General features: G+C 73.5%; 16 protein-coding genes. 13 read left to right on the top strand and 3 right to left on the bottom strand.

The genetic code is table 11. From position 1 onward, the window contains the following. Positions 1–167: 167 nt before the first annotated feature. Genes ACI789_RS08905 through ACI789_RS08920 form a run of 4 tightly spaced genes read left to right on the top strand, consistent with a single transcriptional unit; the run spans position 168 to position 3524 of the window. Positions 168–1298 (top strand): LLM class flavin-dependent oxidoreductase, encoded by a 1131-nt coding sequence (locus ACI789_RS08905; RefSeq protein ID WP_457008135.1) that lies wholly within the window; start codon positions 168–170, stop codon positions 1296–1298. Next, positions 1295–1876 (top strand): carboxymuconolactone decarboxylase family protein, encoded by a 582-nt coding sequence (locus ACI789_RS08910; protein WP_457008137.1) that lies wholly within the window; start codon positions 1295–1297, stop codon positions 1874–1876. The genes ACI789_RS08905 and ACI789_RS08910 overlap by 4 nt, the downstream gene beginning before the upstream one ends. Next, positions 1873–2652 (top strand): alpha/beta fold hydrolase, encoded by a 780-nt coding sequence (locus ACI789_RS08915; protein ID WP_457008139.1) that lies wholly within the window; start codon positions 1873–1875, stop codon positions 2650–2652. The genes ACI789_RS08910 and ACI789_RS08915 overlap by 4 nt, the downstream gene beginning before the upstream one ends. Next, positions 2556–3524, top strand: a complete 969-nt coding sequence (locus ACI789_RS08920) for an NAD(P)-dependent oxidoreductase (RefSeq protein WP_457008141.1) — start codon at positions 2556–2558, stop codon at positions 3522–3524. Before ACI789_RS08915 ends, ACI789_RS08920 begins: the two co-directional genes overlap by 97 nt. Before the next feature lie 65 nt (positions 3525–3589). Here the strand turns inward: ACI789_RS08920 and ACI789_RS08925 are convergent, their stop codons facing one another. Beyond that, entirely contained in the window at positions 3590–4828 is a 1239-nt protein-coding gene (locus ACI789_RS08925; protein ID WP_457008143.1) for a PucR family transcriptional regulator, read from the bottom strand. Between the two features lie 131 nt (positions 4829–4959). Here ACI789_RS08925 and ACI789_RS08930 point away from each other — a divergent pair, with 131 nt between their 5' ends. Genes ACI789_RS08930 through ACI789_RS08940 form a run of 3 tightly spaced genes read left to right on the top strand, consistent with a single transcriptional unit; the run spans position 4960 to position 8017 of the window. After that, positions 4960–6186 carry an FAD binding domain-containing protein gene (locus tag ACI789_RS08930; RefSeq protein ID WP_457008145.1) on the top strand — a complete coding sequence of 409 codons (1227 nt, stop codon included), beginning with the start codon at positions 4960–4962 and terminating at the stop codon, positions 6184–6186. A 59-nt stretch (positions 6187–6245) separates the two neighbouring features. Then, positions 6246–7229 carry a cyclase family protein gene (locus ACI789_RS08935; protein ID WP_457008147.1) on the top strand — a complete coding sequence of 328 codons (984 nt, stop codon included), beginning with the start codon at positions 6246–6248 and terminating at the stop codon, positions 7227–7229. 26 nt (positions 7230–7255) lie between these two features. Next, a complete protein-coding gene (locus tag ACI789_RS08940) occupies positions 7256–8017 on the top strand; it encodes an SDR family NAD(P)-dependent oxidoreductase (protein ID WP_457008213.1) in 762 nt (253 codons plus the stop codon). Positions 8018–8115: 98 nt separating this feature from the next. Here the strand turns inward: ACI789_RS08940 and ACI789_RS08945 are convergent, their stop codons facing one another. Together ACI789_RS08945 and ACI789_RS08950 are read right to left on the bottom strand one after the other, a co-directional pair. Then, a complete protein-coding gene (locus ACI789_RS08945; RefSeq protein WP_457008149.1) occupies positions 8116–10017 on the bottom strand; it encodes an oxidoreductase in 1902 nt (633 codons plus the stop codon). Then, positions 10014–10766, bottom strand: a complete 753-nt coding sequence (locus tag ACI789_RS08950; RefSeq protein WP_457008151.1) for an SDR family oxidoreductase — start codon at positions 10764–10766, stop codon at positions 10014–10016. The genes ACI789_RS08945 and ACI789_RS08950 overlap by 4 nt, the downstream gene beginning before the upstream one ends. A 274-nt stretch (positions 10767–11040) precedes the next feature. Here ACI789_RS08950 and ACI789_RS08955 point away from each other — a divergent pair, with 274 nt between their 5' ends. From ACI789_RS08955 to ACI789_RS08980, 6 genes are all read left to right on the top strand, one after another. After that, on the top strand, positions 11041–12078 hold the full coding sequence (locus ACI789_RS08955; RefSeq protein ID WP_457008153.1) for an ABC transporter substrate-binding protein: 1038 nt from the start codon (positions 11041–11043) through the stop codon (positions 12076–12078). Between the two features lie 30 nt (positions 12079–12108). After that, the gene (locus ACI789_RS08960; protein WP_456917582.1) at positions 12109–12870 is read left to right on the top strand and encodes an ABC transporter permease; all 762 of its coding nucleotides are present in this window, start codon (positions 12109–12111) and stop codon (positions 12868–12870) included. Next, a complete protein-coding gene (locus ACI789_RS08965; protein ID WP_457008155.1) occupies positions 12867–13772 on the top strand; it encodes an ABC transporter permease in 906 nt (301 codons plus the stop codon). Before ACI789_RS08960 ends, ACI789_RS08965 begins: the two co-directional genes overlap by 4 nt. Positions 13773–13855: 83 nt before the next feature. After that, the gene (locus ACI789_RS08970) at positions 13856–15619 is read left to right on the top strand and encodes a CocE/NonD family hydrolase (RefSeq protein WP_457008157.1); all 1764 of its coding nucleotides are present in this window, start codon (positions 13856–13858) and stop codon (positions 15617–15619) included. A gap of 26 nt (positions 15620–15645) precedes the next feature. After that, the gene (locus ACI789_RS08975) at positions 15646–16479 is read left to right on the top strand and encodes an ABC transporter ATP-binding protein (protein WP_457008159.1); all 834 of its coding nucleotides are present in this window, start codon (positions 15646–15648) and stop codon (positions 16477–16479) included. A 55-nt stretch (positions 16480–16534) separates the two neighbouring features. Continuing rightward, complete coding sequence (locus tag ACI789_RS08980; RefSeq protein WP_457008161.1) at positions 16535–18289, top strand: CocE/NonD family hydrolase; 1755 nt, start codon at positions 16535–16537, stop codon at positions 18287–18289. The last annotated feature ends 71 nt before the right edge of the window (positions 18290–18360 follow it).

Below are 18360 nucleotides of genomic sequence, written 5' to 3' on the forward strand. Positions count from 1 at the left end.
GCGCGTCATGCGGGTGCCGCCGCGATGGCGGAGCCCGTCACCACGGCGTCCCGACTCACGTCCGCTGTCATCCGCCGGCGGTCAACTTGTCCGGTCCCGACACTGCCCGGGGACCGGTCCGGGGCCTTGACTGGCGGCGTCCACCGGCCGAGCCCCGAGGAGACGTCGTGAGACTGGGCTACTTCGCCATGCCGATGCACCCGCAGGGGCGCACGTGGGCCGAGACGCTGCAGGAGGACCGCGAGGCGGTCATCCTGGCCGACCGCCTCGGCTTCCACGACGCGTTCATCGGCGAGCACCTCACCGACCGGCACGAGAACATCACCAACAGCCTGGTCTTCCTCGCCACCCTCATCCCGGAGACCCAGCGCATCCGGCTCGGCACCGGGACGACGAACCTCTCGCACATGCACCCCGCGCTGGTGGCGGTGAACAGCGCGATGTTCGACCACCTCGCCGGCGGCCGGTTCATCCTCGGCGTCAGCCCGGGCGCGCTGCCGTCGGACGCCGAGCTGCTGGGCATCCTCAAGGAGGACCGCAACCAGATCTTCGCCGAGGCGATCGACGTCATCACGGCGCTGTGGGAGCGCGAGCCGCCCTACGACATCGACTTCCCCGACAACCGGTTCACCGTCAGCACCGCCAACACCTTCGACGGCGACGTCGGGGTCGGGATCGTCGGCAAGCCCCTGCAGCAGCCCCGCCCGGAGGTCGTCGGCACCGTCGTCGCGCCGTTCTCCAAGGGCGTCGTCGCCATGGGCGCCAAGGACTTCCACCCGCTGTCGGCCAACTTCCTGCTGCCGCAGTGGGTGGCCACGCACTGGCCCAACTACGTGCAGGGCAAGGAGTCGGTCGGCGCCACCGCGGCGCCGGCGGACTGGCGGGTCGCGCGCACGGTCTTCGTCGCCGACGACGCCGACGTCGCCGAGGCCTACGGGCGGGCCGACGCGAGCAGCCCGTACCGCTACTACTACGGGAAGATGCTCGGCAAGATGCGGTCGCTGGGCCGCCTGGCGCTGTTCAAGACCTCCCGCGAGCAGCCCGACGAGGAGGTCACCCTCGAGGGCGTCCTGCGCGACCTGGTCATCTGCGGCACCCCCGACTCCGTCGCCGACCAGATCCTGGCGCTGCGCGAGCAGACCGGGGAGTTCGGCGAGCTGGTCTACGCCGGTCTGGACTGGGTCGACCCCGAGTTGGCCCGGCGGTCGATGGAGCTCATGGCCACCAAGGTCATGCCGCGGGTCAACGAGGCGCTGGGCGCCGACGACGGCCCCGTCCCGGCCGACGGGGGGCGGTGACGGTGGAGGAGGACCGGCTGCCGCTGCCCCCGGACGAGCAGCTGACCGACGCCCAGCGGGCGGCGGTCGCCGAGATCAGCTCGGGCCCGCGCGGCGCGGTCATCGGCCCGTTCGCGCCGCTGCTGCGCAGCCCCGAGCTGATGACCCGGCTGCAGAAGGTCGGCGAGCACCTGCGCTGGTCCAGCCCGCTGGACCGCCGGCTGTTCGAGATGACCATCCTGTTCGTCTCCCGCTGGTGGGACCAGGACTTCGAGTGGAGCTACCACCACCCGCTCGCCCTCGAGGCCGGCCTGGACCCGGCGGTCGCCGACGCCATCGGCGAGGGACGGCGACCCGAGGGCATGGACCCGGCCGCGGAGGCGGTCTGGGACCTGCTCGACGAGCTGCACCGGACCAAGCGGGTCGGCGACGACACCTGGGCCCGGGCCCTGGAGCACCTCGGGGACGCCGGCGCGGTCGAGGTCGTCGGCACGGCCGGCTACTACACGACGCTGGCGATGGTCATGAACGTGGCCCGCACCCCGGTGCCCGGCGGCTCGATCCTGCCCGACCTGCGCGCCGAGGGGGTGCGACGGTGAGCCCGCTGCCGACCCCGGCCCTGCACCGGACCGGGGAGGGCTCGCCGGTCCTGCTGCTGCACCCGCTGGGCGTCGACGCCGGCTTCTGGGACGACGTCGTCCCGGCGCTGTCCGGCCACGAGGTGCTCACCTACGACTTCCCCGGCCACGGGGCGACGCCGGTGCCCGAGCAGCCGTACACGATCGAGGACCTCACCGAGCAGGCCGCGGCGCTGCTGACCGAGGCCGGCGCCGTCCCGGCCGACGTCGTGGGCGTCTCCCTCGGCGGGCTGGTCGCGCAGCGGCTGGCCGCCTGTCACCCGGAGCTGGTCCGCCGGCTGGTCGTGGTCGACGCCGTCGTGGTCTACCCGCCGCCGCTCAAGCAGCAGTGGCGGGACCGGGCGGCGGCCGCACCCGCGCAGGGCATGGCGCCGTTCGTCGACCCGACGCTGTCGCTGTGGTTCACCGCGGACACGCTGGCCGCCGGGGGGCCGGTCGTCGAACGGGTCCGGCGCACCGTCGCCGACGCCGACCCCCGGGGCTACGCGGCCGCCTGCGCCGCCCTGGAGGAGGTGGACCAGACCGGCCTCGTCGGGCGGATCACCGCACCCACGCTGCTCGTCTGCGGGGAGGACGACGCCCCGCCGTTCACCGTGGCGGCCCGCGAGCTGGCCGCCACGCTGCCCGACGCCCGGCTGGTGTGGCTGTCCCCGGCACGGCACGCCGGCGTGCTGGAGCAGCGCGACGCGTTCGTCGACGCCCTCACCGGCTTCCTCGGCGACGGAGCGGCCCGGTGAGCCGCGAGCCGGTCGGGTTCCTGGGCCTGGGCGTCATGGGCTCGGCCATGAGCGGGCACCTGCTCGCCGCCGGGTACCCCGTCCTCGGCTTCGACCCCGACCCCGCCCGCCGGGCCGAGCACGAGCAGCGCGGCGGCACGGTCTGCGCCGACCCCGCCGAGGTGGCCCGCGCCGCGGGGGTCGTGGTGACCTCGCTGCCCAGCGCCGCCGCCCTCCGCGCGGTGCTGGACGCGCTGTCCGGCGGCGTGCACGAGACGCTGGTGCTGGTGGAGACCAGCACGCTGTCCCCGGAGACCAAGCGGGAGGGGGCCGAGCGCGCGCGGGCGTTCGGCGCCACCCTGCTGGACTGCCCGATGAGCGGCACCGGCCAGCAGGCCCGCGACGGCGACCTGATCGCCTACCTCAGCGGGGACGAGCAGGCCAAGGCGCGGGCGCGGCCGGTGCTCGAGACCTTCACCCGCGCCCAGTACGACCTGGGCGCGTTCGGCCAGGGCACCGCCATGAAGCTGGTGGCCAACCTGCTGGTGGCGGTGCACAACGCCGCCGCCGCGGAGGCGCTGCTGCTCGCGCAGCGGGCCGGGCTGGACCTGGAGCAGGTGCTCTCCGCCGTGGGGGACGGCGCCGGCGGCTCGCGGATGCTGCAGGTGCGCGGCCCGCTCATGGCCGCCGGGCGGTACCAGCCGGCCACGGCCACCGTCGCGACCATGCAGAAGGACAACGGGCTCATCGCCGAGTTCGCGCAGGGGGTGGCCAGCCCGACGCCGCTGTTCGCGGCCACCCGGGTGCTCTACGACGCCGCGGTCGCGCAGGACCGGCTCACCGAGGACACCGCCTGCGTGTTCGGCGTCCTCCAGCGGCTGGCCGGCCAGTGAGCGGCTCTGCCGTCCGGGCGGCTCCGCCGCGCGGGAGGGAACCAGGAGCACCGATTGCGGTACCGCTATGCGAGCAGCCGCTGCAGGCGCAGGGCGACCTGCAGCTCGGTGCGCCGCTCCGACAGCGGGTGCCCGAGGTGCTCCTCGGCCCGGTGCAGCCGGTTGCGGACGGTGTGCTCGTGCAGCTGGAGGTGCTCGGCGGTGGCCACGTGGCTGCCGAGCCGGGAGGAGGCCTCCAGCGTCTCGCGCAGCCGGGCGGCCTCGGCGGTGTCCTCGGCCAGCGGGCCGAGCTCGGTGCGCACGAAGCGGCGGGCCCGCTCGGGGTCGCGCATGAGCAGGATCTCCAGAGCCACGGCGGCGTGCTCGAGCACCCGCGGGGCGGCGGCGCGGCCCCACGCGGCGCGCACCCGCTCGACGTCCTGGGCCTGCGCGTAGGCCTCGCGGAAGCCCACCAGGCCCGCCAGCGGCTCGGAGACGGAGGCCTCCACCCCGGCGTCGGCCAGCGCGGCGAGCAGGCGCCGCCGTCCGTCCGGCGTCCAGCCGGGGACGGTCAGCCAGACCGCCGTCCGGCTCAGGTCGACGGGGTGCACCAGGGTCGACCGGACGCCGGTGCGGGCACGCACCCCGGTCATCAGGCTGCCGGCCGCGCCCTCGGCGACCGAGGGCAGCAGCACGACGACGTGCTCCCCGCCGAGGTCGTGGTCGAGGGTGATGAGGTCCGAGGGAGCCAGCGACGTCCGGTCGCCACGCAGGATCTCGCGCACCAGCCCCTGCCGGACGTGCGCTCGGGTGCGGCTGAGCGCCTCGTCCACCCGCGCGTGGTTGTCCGCGACCAGGGAGGCGACGTGGTCCTGGTAGTCGAAGATCGCGGTGGTCAGCCGGACCAGGGCGCGCACGGCCTCCGCGCGGGGGACGTCGGCGGCCTCGGCCACCTCCTGCAGCCGGTCGGCCCAGGCCTGCCACATCTCGGCGAACCCCACGCGGTAGGAGCGCTGCAGCGCGGTCTGCGGGATCCGCAGCTCGGCCTGCACGCGGGCGAACACCAGCGGCTGCTCCAGGCGGACCGCCTCCAGCGGCAGCCGCCCGCAGAGGACCTGCTGGAGCAGCCGCAGGTTCTCCTGGACGCTGGCCCGCAGGTGCTCGGCGAAGCCGGCGTCGTCGGCGAGGTCGGGGAAGGCCACCGCGACGTCGCGGGCCACCACGCGCTCGCACAGCGCGGCCAGGTCGACATCGGCGGCCAGCTCGCGCACCCAGGCGGGCAGCGGCTCGCGACCGGTGAGCGCGGGGTCGGCCGCGTCGAGCACCGGGTCCCTCCCTCCGCCGACGGCCGCCGCGACGCTACACGTGACGCAGGGCACGTTCCAGCGTGCGGGGGTGGCCTCCCGCTCCCGGGTGAGCGGGCCGCCGGGCGGACGCCGACCGGGCCGGTGCCGCGGTGACCGGCGTGCTGCCCGGCGACCGGCCGCTGCGGGTGGGCGTGCTCGGCGGCTCGCTGATCGGGCTCACCACCGCGCTGGTGTTCCGCGACATCGGCTGCGACGTCGACGTCTACGAGCGTTCCCGCGCACCGCTGGAGGGCCGCGGGGTGGGCATCGTGCTGCACCCCACGACGGTTCGGTACCTGCTGGACAACCGGCTGCTGGACCTGTCGGCGGTGAGCACGTCGGCGCGGTGGCACCGCTACCTGGCCGACGACGGGTCGGTCCTCAGCGAGGACGCCCGCCGGCACCACTTCACCGGCTACAACACGCTCTACGGCACGCTGCTGGGCGCCTTCGGCCGCGACCGCTACCACCTCGACTCCGAGGCGACCGGCATCCGGCAGACGCCCGACGAGGTGGAGATCGCCTTCGCCGACGGCCGGACCGCGACCTGCGACCTGCTGGTCGGGGCCGACGGCGTCTCCTCGTTCGCCCGCCGAACGATGCTGCCCGACGTCCAGCCGCGCTACGGCGGGTACGTGGCCTGGCGCGGGGTCGTCGACGAGCGCGAGCTGAGCCCGGCGACGTTCGCCGCGCTCGACGACTCGCTCACCTACTACGTCCGCCCGCACAGCCACGCGCTGACCTACCCGATCCCGAACTACGACGGCGCGGTCGAGCCGGGACGCCGGCTGATGAACCTGGTCTGGTACCGCAACGTCGCCCAGGGCGCGGCGCTGGCCGACCTGCTCACCGACCGCACCGGCCGGCAGCGCGACGTCTCCCTCCCGCCCGGCGCGGTGCGCGACGAGCACCTCGCCGACTTCCGCGACACCGCGCAGGCCCAGCTGCCGCCGCCGCTGGCCGAGGTCGCGGCCCGGGCGGCGGCCCCGTTCCTGCAGGTGATGGTCGACGTCGAGGTGCCCCGGATGGCCTTCGGCCGGGTCGCGCTGGTCGGCGACGCCGCGTTCGCCGTCCGGCCCCACGCGGCCGCGGCCACCGCCAAGGGCGCCGACGACGTGTGGGCGCTCGCCGCGGCCCTGCTGCGCGCCGGCGGCGACGTCCCCGAGGCGCTGCGGCTGTGGGAGCCCGCCCAGCTCGACCTCGGCCGCGCGCTGCTCGCCCGCACCCGCGACCTGGGCGAGGGCGCGCAGTTCCGCAGCGACTGGGTCCCGGGCGACCCGTCGCTCACCTTCGGTCTCCGCGCGCCGGGCGACTCCGCGGACATGCCCGTGCGGTGACCCCAACCGACCCGCGTCCCAGCCCCGGGGCGCGTCCACCCACCAGGTCAGGAGGAACCATGGCCAGCTCGCCGGCCGATGACGTGCCCTTCCGGGGAGACGACGTCATCCGCGACTACATCGGCAAGTTCTCGAACTGGGGCCGCTGGGGGGCCGACGACCAGCTCGGGGCCCTCAACCACGTCGGCCCGGAGCAGGTCGTCGCGGCCGCCGGGCTGGTCCGCCAGGGCCAGGTCATCTCGATGGGGCTGCCGCTGGACCTCAACGGCCCGCAGTCGGGCGGCTTCCGCGCCAACCCGCTGAACATGATGACCGCGACCGGCACCGACTACCTGGCCGGCAAGCAGGACCCGCTGCCGGGAGGGTTCGGCCCGTCGAAGGGGTTCGGCTTCTCCGACGACGTCCTGGTCACCCCCAACCAGTCGGGCAGCCAGTGGGACAGCCTGGCGCACATCTTCTGGAAGGGGCAGATGTACAACGGCTTCGACGCCGGCAACGTCACCGCCAAGGGCGCGGCGACCTGCGGCATCCAGGTCGCCAAGGACAAGCTGGTCATGCGGGGCGTGCTGCTCGACGTCGCCCGGCACAAGGGCGTCGAGTGCCTGGAGCCCGGCTACGCGATCACCGTCGAGGACCTCGACGCCACGGCCGCGGCCCAGGGCGTGGAGGTCCGCACCGGCGACGCGGTCATCGTGCGGACGGGTATGACCGAGACCCGCCGCGGCAACTGGGGGGACTACAACGGCGGGGACGCACCCGGCCTGTCGCTGCACACCGCGCCGTGGCTGTACGAGCACGACGTCGCGGCCATCGCCACCGACACGTGGGGCTGCGAGGTGCGGCCCAACGAGGTCGACCTCTTCCAGCCGCTGCACATCGTCGCGCTGGTGCACATGGGGATCCTCTTCGGCGAGATCTGGGACCTGCAGGCCATCGGTGAGGACTGCGCCGCGGACGGCGTCTACGAGTTCATGCTCTCCGCGGCCCCGCTGCCGATCACCGGCGCGGCGGGCTCGCCGATGAACGCGATCGCGGTCAAGTGACGACCGGCGCGCCCCTCGAGGGGCAGGTGGCCGCGGTGACCGGGGCGGGGACCGGCATCGGCCGGGCGATCTCCCTGCGGCTGGCCGCCGAGGGCGCCGACGTCGTCCTGACCGGGCGGTCGACGGAGGCGATGGAGGAGGTCGCCGAGCAGATCCGGGCCGCCGGGCGGCGGGCGCTGCCGGTCGCGATGGACCTGCGCGACCCGGACTCGATCACGGCCGCCGCCAAGGCCGCGGACGCCGAGTTCGGCCGGGTGGACGTCCTGGTCAACAACAGCGGGGTCGGGGGGCCGAGCGCGCCGCTGGTGGAGATGCCGCTCGACGAGTGGGAGGACACCTTCCGCGTCAACGTGACCGGCACGCTGCTGGCCTGCAAGGCGTTCCTGCCCGGCATGATCGCCCGCCGGTCCGGCTCGGTGGTGGTCATCGGCTCGATGACCGGCAAGCGGCCGCTGGTCAACCGCACGCCCTACGCGGCGTCGAAGACCGCGCTGATCGGCCTGGTCCGCACCCTCGCCGTCGAGCTGGGCGGCTCCGGGGTGCGGGTCAACCTGATCTCGCCGGGCCCGGTGGAGGGCGCCCGGATCGAGTGGGTGCTCGAGCAGCAGGCCGCCGCCCGGGGCATCACCGTGGAGGAGGCCCGGGCCGACTTCCTGTCCGGCGCGGCGCTCAAGCGGCTGGTCAGCCCGCAGGACGTCGCCGACGCGGTCGCCTTCCTGGCCTCGCCCCGCGCCGCGGCGATCACCGGGGAGGACCTCAACGTGTCCAACGGGCTGGTCATGTACTGAGAGAGGACCCCCTCCTCCCCACCCCTCGCAGGCTCGGGGCGGGACCCGGGAGGGGGTCGCCCGGTGGCGGTGCCGCACGGCCCGCCACCGGGCGCTGCTCAGAGCTGCCGGGCCAGCCGGGCGGCGTCGTGCACCAGCAGGCGCTGGGCGAACGCGTCCCAGGTGTCGCCCACGGTCAGCGGTCCCCGCTCTGCCGGCGTCCAGCCGACCGCCCAGACCACGAGGTCCAGGGGACCCACCGACCCGGGCCCCTCGGCGCCGCCGAGCCCGAGGTGGGCGCCGGCGACGCGGCCCGGGACGACCCCGGTGACCGTCCGCCCGCCGTGGCCGGCCAGCCGGTGCGCCGTGGTCCCGGCGACCAGCGGGTGCGCGTCGGCCATGGGCCGGTCGCCGGGCACGACCAGCGTGACCTGCTTGCCCGCTGCGGCGAGGAGCAGCGCCGTCTCCCCGGCGAGCAGGCCGGGGCCGACCACGGCCACCACCTCACCGGCGGCGTCGAGGTCCAGGCGCCCGGTCAGGACGTCGTCCGCCGGGACCACCGGGACGCTCCCGTCGCCGGGCGGGTCGGGCAGGACCGGCGGGCCCGGCGTCGCGTCGACGGTCACGTCGTGGTGCGCCGGGTCGGCGACCGGCACGACCCGGACCCCGAGCCGGTCCAGCTCCCGCCGGAAGTACCTGACGCCGTCGCCGACCTCGGCCGCGCCGGGCACCCGCGCCCGCAGCGCCAGCAGCCCGCCGAAGGGGAGCGCGCCGGTGGCCACGGTGACGTCGTGGCCGCGCAGGGCGGCGACCCGGGCCAGCTCCAGGCCCGCGACGCCGCTGCCGGCCACGAGGACCCGGCGCGGCCGCCCGGCCGGCACCACCGGCAGGTCCAGTTCGCGGCCGGTCTCCGGGTGCAGCAGGCAGGACACGCCCAGGGCCGTGGTGATGCCGCCGTGGCAGGCCTGGCAGGCGATGCAGGGGACGACCTCGTCCTCCCGGCCCGACAGCGACTTGGTCACGAAGTCCGGGTCGGCGATCAGTGCGCGGCCCAGCGCGACCAGGTCGGCGCTGCCCTCGGCGACGGCCCGCTCGGCCGCGGCCATCGTGTAGTAGCGGCCGACGGAGACCACCGGGACGGAGACGACCTCCCGGACCGCGGCGGCGAACCCGGCGAAGACCGCCGACCCGCCGCCCATCACCAGCGGCGAGTCCCGGACGGCGTTGGGGCCCACCCCGGCCGACACGTCGAGGTAGGCGATCCCGGCCCGCTCCAGCCCGACCGCCACCCGACGGCAGACGTCGAGGTCCACGCCGCCGTCGTGGTAGTCCGATCCGACGATGCGGGCGCCGACCGGGTAGTCCTCGCCCACCAGCTCCCGGATCCGCTCGATGATCCGCAGCGGGAACCGCATCCGGCCGGCGAGGTCTCCGCCGTACTCGTCCTGCCGCTGGTTCTGCGCGGGGGAGAGGAAGCCCAGCAGCAGGTAGGCGGTGCCCATGTGCAGCTCGACGCCGTCGAACCCGGCCTCCCGCGCCCGCCGGGCGCCCTGGGCGAAGGCCTCGACCAGCAGGTCGATCTCGTCGAGGGTCATCTCCTTGGGCACCGGGCGGCCCGGGGCGGGCAGCGGCGAGGGGGCGAGCACCGGCCAGCCGCTGAGCGCCTCCACGGCGACCCGCCCGCCGTGGTGCAGCTGCAGGACCGCCGGCGGTCCGTGCCGCTGGATGGCCCGCGCCAGCTCGGCCAGCCGCGGGACGAACCGGTCGTCGTGGATGGCCAGGTGGTTCGGCCAGCACTGGCCCGACGGGTGCACCAGCGCGGACTCCACGTGCACCAGCCCGAGCCCGCTGCGCGCCCGGCGCTCGTAGAACGCGAGGTGGCGGGCGTTGGAGGAGCCGTCGGGGTCGGGGAGCCCGTAGGTCGTCAGCGGCGACATGACCAGGCGGTTGGGGAGCCGCATGCCCCCGATCGTCAGGGGCCTGCGCACGGTCGGGTACCGCTCGGGCGGCGACGGCGTCACCCCAGCTCCGTGGTCCAGTCCCGCTGCTGGGTCGGGTAGATCGTGAGCAGCTCGACGTTGGCCCGCTGGGGCAGCGCGGCCACGAACACGACGGTGTCCGCGATGTCCTCCGGCTGCAGCATGGTCGCCCGCGCCTCCGGCGTCGGGGGCACCGGCCGGTTCTCCAGGATCGGGGTGGCCACCTCGCCCGGGCAGATCGCACAGGCCCGGATGCCGTTGACCCGCTCGGCGAGGTTGACCGACTCGGTCAAGGAGTTCACCCCCGCCTTGGCGGCGTTGTACGCCGGTCCGGTCAGCGCGCTGGCGCGGTAGCCGGCCATCGACGACACGTTGACCACCGTGCCCGACCGCTGGGCCCGCATGGTCGGCAGCGCCGCGTGCGTCATGAGGAACGTGCCGGTCAGGTTGACCTGCACGATCGCGTTCCAATCGGCCACCGACAGGGCCGCCAGGCTGCGCCGCGCGACGTTCACGCCGGCGTTGTTGACCAGCAGGTCCAGGCGGCCGTGCCGGCCGGTCACGTCCGCGACCAGTCGCTCCACCGCCTCGGCGTCCCCGACGTCGGCCGTCGCGGCGGTCGCGGACCCGCCCGCGGCGGACACCGCGTCGACGGTCTCCTCCAGCGGCTCGGGCCGCCGGCCGACGACGACCACCCGGGCCCCCCGGACGGCGAGGGCCACGGCCGTCGCCCGGCCGATCCCGGTCCCTCCACCGGTGACGACGGCGATCCGCCCGTCCAGGTCGTCCATGGGCGCATCCCCCGTCGGCTGCCGTCGGCTCGGTCTTTGCATTGTGTTCGGCCACAAGCCGGGGGCTTTGTGTGGCGGCCCAAAAACCCGGCCGTCGATCTGTCCGGATCGTGGAGTGCTGCGCGTCACATCGCCGCTAACTTCGTCGCCCGAGCCCGGCGCAAGCCACGGTTGCGTGGACGTGCCGGGCGTGACCGGATCGCTGTCCGCAGTCCCTCCCACGCCCGGAGGCAAGCCCGTGACCGCTCTTGGACGCACCACTCGACGCTCGCGGATGGCAGGCGCCTGCCTCGCCGTGCTGCTGGCCGCCACCGCCTGCGGTGGGGACGACGCGGACTCCGGGTCCGCCGGAGGCGGCAGTGGCGGAGGCGGAGGGGACACCATCGCCCTGACCTTCGGCACCGCCGGGACGCCGGTGGTCTACGGCAGCCTGATGATGCACGTGGCCGACGAGGAGGGGATGCTCGACAAGTACGGCCTGGACGTCACCTTCCAGAACTTCGCCAACGGTGCCGACTCCGTGCGCGCCGTCATCGGCGGGCAGATCGACGCCGCCCTGACGTCCACGTCGAGCCTGGTGAACGTCGTCGCCGAGGGCGCGCCGGTCAAGGGCATGGTCGGCATGGACAAGCCCGACTACTACCTCGGGACCACCGACCCGGCCATCACCAGCTGCGAGGACCTCCGGGGCCAGACCATCGCGGTCGACCAGACCGGCGGTGCCCGCTACAACTCCACCGTCACGATGCTCGCCTCCTGCGGCCTGACCGTGGACGACGTCGAGTTCGTCAACTTCGCCGGGCCGCCGGTCATCCAGGCCCTGGTGCAGGGCCAGGTGACCATCGCCAACCTGCACTACGACGAGGAGGCGTTCATCGAGGCGACCACCGACACCAACGTCGAGGAGGTCATCAGCCTCGTCAAGGACGTCAACCCGAACACGCACTACGTGCTCCAGGTGGCGACGACCGACTACATCGAGCAGAACCGGGACGCCGTCGTCCGGCTGACCGCGGCCTACATCGAGGCCAACGAGTTCGTCCGCGACCCGGCCAACTCCGAGCGCTTCGCCGAGATCGCCTCGAAGTACAACCAGCAGCCGGTCGAGGTGGCCCAGGAGGCGGTCGACCTCTTCCTCGACTTCGAGTTCTGGCCGGAGGGTTCGGGCCTGGTCCAGGAGAAGGTCGAGGGCGTCATCCAGGAGCAGATCGACGCCGGCGCCATCACCGAGGCCAACGCGCCGACCTACGAGGACCTCATCGATCCCAGCATCTACGACGAGGCCCAGCAGCTGGTCGAGTCGAGCAACTGACCGGCACGCCACCGAGGGGGAGCGATCGGGATGGCGACGGAGAGATGGGCGCGCTGGGGCGTCTACGCCCTCAGCCTGGTGGTGCTCGCGGTCGTGTGGCAGCTCGCGGCCGCCGGGAGCGGGCTGCTGCTGGCGAGCTTCACCGAGACGATGGCGCGCCTGGGTGAGCTCATCAGCAACGGCGAGCTGCCGGCGGCACTGGTGTCCTCCGGCAAGATCTTCCTCACCGGCCTGGTGCTGTCGATCGTGCTGGGGCTCCCGCTCGGGCTGGTCTTCGCGCGGTTCCCGCTGGTCACCGCGGCGGTGGAGACGTACGTGTACGGGCTCTACGCCATCCCGGTGATCACGCTGGTGCCGTTCATCCTGGCCGGCATCGGGTTCGACTTCCGGGCGAAGGTCCTGGTCGTCGTCCTGACGGCGATCTTCCCCATCCTGATCAGCGCGATGGAGGGCGCCCGCAGCGTCCCCGGCCGGCTGCTCGACGTCGCCCACTCCTACGGCTCCACCGAGCGGCAGCTGTGGGCCGACGTGGTGATCCCCTACACGGTCCCGTACGCGGTGACCGGCATCAAGCAGGGCATCGCGGGGGCGCTGGTCGGCACGATCATCGCCGAGCTCTTCCTCAACGCCACCGGCGTCGGGGACCTGCTCATCCGCGCGTCGACCAACTTCGACTCCGCCGGCGCGCTCGCGGTGACCCTGGTCATCTCCGTCATCGCGGTGAGCCTGATGGGGGTGAGCGGGGTCGTCGAGCGGCGCTTCGCCGGCTGGCGGGAGGGGCTGTCCGGATGACCACGAAGCGAACCGGCACCAGGGAGCCGGCCGCCGCGGGCCGGCCGGTGAGCGCACCCGCGGGTCAGGGCTCGACGGCCACCGAGGCGGTACCCCTGCCCGGCGAGCCCTCGGGCACGCCCCAGGCGGTCCCGCCGGGACGGCGGCGGGAACGCCGTCGGCCGCCGAACTGGTTGCTCCGGGTGATCACCGGCGTGCTGATCCTGGTCCTCTGGGACCTGGGTGCGCGGATGCTGGAGTCGCCGTTCATCGCCCGCCCGCTGGGTGTGGCGCAGGCCGTCCCGGAGGTGTTCGCCAGCGAGCAGTTCTGGGAGGACGCCTGGGCCACCATCGGCTCGGTCGTCTACGGCGTCCTCATCGGCGCCGCCGCGGGGCTGGTCCTGGGGCTGGCGATGGGCCGGATCAAACTCGTGCGCTGGTTCTTCACGTCCTACGTGAGCGCCCTCTACACCCTGCCCATGGTCGCGGTGGTCCCGCTGATGACCATCTGGCTCGGCTACACGGCCGAGACCCGGCTGGTCGCCGTCGCCCTGTCGGCGTTCCTGCCCATCGTGGTGACGACGGCCGACGGGTCGCGGGCCATCCCCAAGGAGTACCTGGACGTGGCCCGCACCTTCCGGGCGCGTCTGCACAACATCTGGTTCGGGATCGCCCTGCGCAACGCGATCCCGTACCTCATCGCCGGTCTGCAGCTGGCCATCGCCCGTGCGCTGGTCACCGCCGTCGCCGTCGAGTTCCTCGCCGGCGTCCCCGGCCTGGGCTACTCGATCCTGCAGCAGAGCCGCAGCTTCCAGCAGAACCAGGCCTTTGTCGGGGTCATCGTGCTGACCCTCTTCGTCGTCGCCGCCCGGGCCCTGCTGACGCTGGCCCGGCGGCGGTTCCTGCCCTGGTACGGCCGCTGACCGTTCCGTCCCGGGGTGCGCCGCCGGTGCGCCCCCGTCCCACCCGCCGCGACGCGGCGGCCCCGTCGAGGAGGAGTTCCCCCGTGGCCCTGACCGAGACCCCCGGCGCACACCACCGCGAGACCACGCCCGAGGACATCTTCATCGAGTGGGACGTGCCCATCGAGATGGACGACGGCTTGCTGCTGCGCGCCGACGTCTACCGGCCCGCCCGGGAGGGCCGCTTCCCGGTGCTGATCACCTACGGCCCGTACGGGAAGGGGCTGCCGTTCCAGGAGGGCTACCGGACCTCCTGGGAGATCATGGCCAGGAACCACCCCGACGTCACGGCCGGCTCGACGAACCGCTTCCAGAACTGGGAGGTCGTCGACCCGGAGAAGTGGGTGCCCCGCGACTACGTCTGCATCCGGGTCGACTCCCGCGGCGCCGGCCGCTCGCCGGGCAAGATGGACCTCTGGTCGGCCCGCGAGACCCGCGACTTCTACGACTGCATCGAGTGGGCGGGCACCCTGCCGTACAGCAACGGCAAGGTCGGCCTCGACGGCATCTCCTACTACGCCATGAACCAGTGGCAGGTGGCCGCGCTGCAGCCTCCGCACCTGGCGGCGATCTGCGTGTGGGAGGGCGCGTCGGACTGGTACCGGGACATGAGCCACCACGGCGGGATCCTCTGCACCTTCGTCGCCAACTGGATCCCCATGCAGGTCACCACCGTGCAGTACGGCCGCGGCGAGGACGGCCCCCGTGACCCGAACTCCGGCCTGCTGGTCTGCGGCGACGAGAAGCTCAGCAAGGAGGAGCTCGCCGAGAACCTGACCGACCTCGACGAGCGGTACCGCAGCCACCCGCTCGACGACGAGGTCTACCGGGAGCGGACGCCGGACTTCTCGAAGATCACGGTGCCGCTGCTGTCCACCGGCAACTGGGGCGGACAGGGGCTGCACCTGCGCGGCAACGTCGAGGGCTACGGCCGGTCGGCGGCGTCGCAGAAGTGGCTGGAGATGCACGGCCTCGAGCACTGGAGCCACTTCTACACCGACTACGGGCGCGAGCTGCAGCTGCGCTTCTTCGACCACTTCCTCAAGGGCGAGGACAACGGCTGGACCGACCAGCCGCCGGTGCAGCTGAACATCCGGCACGTCGACAGCACCTTCGCGGTGCGCCACGAGCAGTCCTGGCCGCTGGAGCGGACCCGGTGGACGCGCCTGTACCTGGACGCCGACGCCGGGACCCTCAGCGAGGAGCAGCCGGCCGCCGCGGCCTCTGTCGCCTACGACACCACGGGCGACGGCGCGACGTTCTCCTTCGGCCCGTTCCCCGAGCAGACCGAGATCACCGGCCCGCTGGCCGCGAAGCTCTTCGTGGAGTCCAGCACCGCCGACGCCGACCTGTTCCTCGTCGTCCGCGTCTTCTCGCCGGAGGGGGAGGAGGTCGTGTTCCACGGGGCCCTCGACCCGCACACGCCGGTCGCCCAGGGCTGGCTGCGGGCCTCGCACCGCAAGCTCGACGAGGAGCTGTCCCGGCCCTACCGGCCCTACCACTCCCACGACGAGATCCAGCCGCTCGAGCCGGGCACGGTGTACGAGCTCGACGTCGAGATCTGGCCGACCTGCCTGGTGATCCCGGCCGGCTACACCCTGCAGCTCGACGTCCGCGGCAAGGACTACGTCTACCCCGGCCCGGCCGAGCACCTGTCGAACATGAAGAACCCGATGACCGGGTGCGGCCCGTTCGTGCACGACGACCCCGTCGACCGGCCCGCCGAGCTGTTCGAGGGCACGGTCACCGTCCACACCGGCGGGGAGCGGCAGTCCTCCCTCCTGCTCCCGATCATCCCGGGCGCCTGAGGGACCCGAGGACGAGGAGCGCAGCGATGACCCGATCCACCACCGGCCCCGGCGCTGCCCCGGGCGGCGCCGCGACCGGGCCCTCGACCGCCCCCCGCGTCGTCGTCTCGGGGGCGGCGGTGCGCTACGGCGACCTGACCGTCTTCGACGGCATCGACCTGACCATCCAGGACCGCGAGATCGTCTCGATCGTGGGCCCGTCCGGCTGCGGCAAGACCACCCTGCTGCGCAGCGTCGACGGGCTGACCCGGCTCGACTCGGGCTCGGTGACCATCGACGGGAAGCCGGTCGACGGGCCGACGCCCGGGGTGAGCATGGTCTTCCAGCACTTCGGCCTCTTCCCGTGGAAGAACGTCTACAACAACGTCGCCTACGGGTTGAAGCTGGCGAAGGCGCCCAAGGAGCGCATCGCCGAGGTGGTCCCGGAGTACATCAAGATGGTCGGCCTCGCCGGCTTCGAGAAGGCCTTCCCGCACCAGCTCTCCGGCGGCATGCAGCAGCGCGCGGGCCTGGCCCGGGCGCTGGCCGTCGAACCCCGCGTCCTGCTCATGGACGAGCCCTTCAGCGCCATCGACGCCCAGACGCGCGAGATCCTGCAGTTCGAGATGCTGCGCATCTGGGAGACCCGCCCGATCGCGATGATGTTCGTGACCCACTCGATCGAGGAGGCGGTCCTCATGGGGGACCGCGTGGTGGTGCTCAAGGGCCGGCCCAGCCACATCCACGAGGTCATCGACGTGGGCATCCCGCACCCCCGCACCCGCGCGACGCTCAAGACCGCGCGGTTCCAGGAGGTCACCGCACACGTCTGGGACCTGCTCATGCAGGACGTGATCGCCGCCGAGCGCGAGGTCGGCTGAGCCCCACCACCAGGTCCGCCGCCCTGCGGCCCGCATCCGACGACGAGGGAGATCCATGCGCCACCGGGAGAAGACCGAACTGCGCGACGGCATGCTCATCGACTGGGACATGCCGATCGTGATGGACGACGGGGTCGTGCTGCGGTGCGACATCTACCGGCCGCCCGCCGAGGGCCGCTACCCCGTGATCATGACCCTCGGGCCCTACGGCAAGCAGCTGCACTTCGAGGACGGCTACGCCTTCCAGTGGCACCTGATGTGCGCCGAGCACCCCGACGTGCCGACGGGGTCGACGAACAAGTACCAGGTGTGGGAGGTCGTCGACCCGGAGAAGTGGGTGCCCGACGGCTACGTCGTCATCCGCGTGGACAGCCGGGGTGCGGGCACCTCCGAGGGCGTCATCGACATCTGGTCGCTGCGGGAGGCCCAGGACCTCGCGATCTGCGTCGACTGGGCCGGCGTGCAGCCGTGGTCCAACGGCAAGGTCGGGCTCAACGGCATCTCCTACTTCGCGGAGAACCAGTGGCAGACCGCGGCCCTGCAGCCGGAGCACCTGGCCGCCATCTGCACCTGGGAGGGCGCGGCCGACTTCTACCGGGACATGGCCCACCACGGCGGGATCTTCTGCAACGGGTTCACCAAGGCGTGGTCGGAGGCGCAGGTCTGGAGCGTCCAGAACGGCAAGGGCACCAACGGCTACCGCAGCCGGCTGACCGGTGACTGGGTCTCCGGGCCGGAGACGCTGACCCCCGAGCAGCTCGGTGCCAACCGGCGGGACTTCTACGAGGACTGTCTGGCCAACAAGCTCGACACCGCCGAGTACTGGCAGTCGCGCATGCCCGACTGGAGCAAGGTGGAGACGCCGCTGCTCTCCTCGGCCAACTGGGGCGGCCAGGGCCTGCACCCGCGGGGCAACTTCGAGGGCTTCGTGCGCTCGGCCAGCTCGCAGAAGTGGCTGGAGGTGCACGGGCTGGAGCACTGGACGGAGTTCTACACCGACTACGGCGTCGCCCTGCAGAAGAAGTTCTTCGGCCACTTCCTCAAGGGCGAGGACACCGGCTGGGCCGACCAGCCGCCGGTGCTGCTGCAGGTGCGGCACCCGGGGGAGCGGTTCGTCGAGCGGCGGGAGCAGGAGTGGCCGCTGGCCCGGACGCAGTGGACCGAGTACCACCTCGACGCCCGGGACCTCACCCTCTCGACCGAGGCGCCGGAGGCGGCCGGCTCGGTCACCTACGCCGGGATGGGCGACGGTGTGACCTTCCTGCTGCCGCCGGTGCAGGAGGAGACCGAGATCACCGGCCCGCTGGCGGCGAAGCTGTTCGTCTCGTCGGCGACGGAGGACGCCGACCTCTTCCTCGTCGTCCGGGTGTTCGGCCCGGACCTGAAGGAGGTCGTCTTCCACGGGGCGCTGGACCCGCACACCCCGGTCGCGCAGGGCTGGCTGCGGGCCTCCCACCGCAAGCTCGACAAGGAGCTGTCGCTGCCCTACCGGCCGTACCACACCCACGACGAGATCGAGCCGCTCGCGCCCGGCGAGGTGTACGAGCTCGACGTGGAGATCTGGCCGACGTGCATCGTCGTGCCGCCGGGCCACCGCATCGGGCTGACCGTGCGCGGCAGGGACTACGTCTACCCCGGGGACGTCAGCGACGAGGGGGAGAAGCTCGCCGGCGTGTGGAACGGCGTGGGCCCGTTCAAGCACGACGACCCGCGTGACCGTCCGGCGGAGGTCTTCGGCGGCGACGTCACCGTGCACACCGGGCCGGACCGGCCCTCCCACCTGCTGCTGCCGGTGATCCCCCAGGCCTGACCGGTGCCGCGGCGGCCGCTCCCGGGCGGCCGCCGCGGCCCGGCCCGGCGGCGCCCGCGCACCCCCACGAC

Source organism: Geodermatophilus sp. SYSU D00965 (assembly GCF_054050075.1).